The sequence below is a fragment of the Elioraea sp. Yellowstone genome (assembly GCF_006704265.1).
Lineage (GTDB): Bacteria > Pseudomonadota > Alphaproteobacteria > Acetobacterales > Acetobacteraceae > Elioraea.
Genome location: NZ_VIKA01000305.1, coordinates 1 through 907 on the forward strand (window position 1 = coordinate 1; position 907 = coordinate 907).

Genomic DNA, 907 nt, shown 5'->3' on the forward strand with positions numbered 1-907 from the left:
ATCGACCAGCGCGGCGGCGCGCCAGGCGGCGTAGAGCGGGCGGTCGCGCCAGGGCATCGGCCAGGCGGCCTGGCCCGCGTCGCAGTAGGCCGCGCACCACTGCGCGATCCGGTCGGCAAACAGCCGCGGGGGCAGGCCGGCTTCCGCCGCCAGAAGGTCCGAGACCAGCGGCAGCGGCGCCGGCCAGGCGGGCTCCCCGTCGGCCTCCAGGATCGCCTCCGGCGACCGCCCGTCACCCCGCCGCGCCAGCGCCGCGGCGATGTCGGCGCGATCGATCCGTCCGGCTGCCAGCGCCTCGTGCCAGTGGCGCCGCGGCATCAGCATGCGCGCGCCGACGAGCTGCGCCATCACGGGCATGGCGGCCGCGAAGGGCAGATCGGCCAGCCCGAGGAAGGGATTGACCGCGACGAAGCTGTCGAGCGGCCAGAGCGGGGCGATGCGGGCGGTGGCCGCGGCGACGGCGCGCCGCAGCGCGACCTCGGCCGCGCCGGCGGGTGCGGCCTGGATCGCGGGATCGAGGTCCGGCGCGGTCACGTTCAGCGCGTCCATGCGGCAGGCTCCGAGGCAGGGTTGCGGAGAAGGCGGCGAGCGAGACGGTTGGCGACCACGTCGAGGTAGAAGCCCGCGGCGACGTGGACATAGGCGGCCTGCCATCGCGCCTCGCCGGCGCGATGCGGCAGCGCCGCCTGGGCGAGCACCAGGAGCGCGGCCGCCACCGCGACAGCGGCGGCGAAGGCGGCCGCGGCGCCCCCGCCCGCGCGCTGCGGGCGGCGGGGGGCCCGGGGGCGCGGCGCGCGGGTAGGCGGGCCCCCACGCCTTTCGTCACCGCCCCCCGCCCCCCCCCGGGGCGCCACGCCGACGAGATCCTGGTCTTCGCCGAGGGCCGCATCGCCGAGCAGGGCCGTTT

General features: G+C 78.7%; 2 protein-coding genes. Both read right to left on the reverse strand.

Features of this window, described 5'->3' with window-relative positions; translation table 11 throughout:
* The coding region (locus FK498_RS18850) for a putative inorganic carbon transporter subunit DabA (protein WP_161988498.1) at positions 1–549 on the reverse strand (549 nt) is incomplete at its 3' end.
* Positions 537–907, reverse strand: a 371-nt coding sequence (locus FK498_RS20065) for a hypothetical protein (RefSeq protein WP_237561025.1), incomplete at its 5' end; no start/stop codon positions are given. The genes FK498_RS18850 and FK498_RS20065, both read right to left, overlap by 13 nt.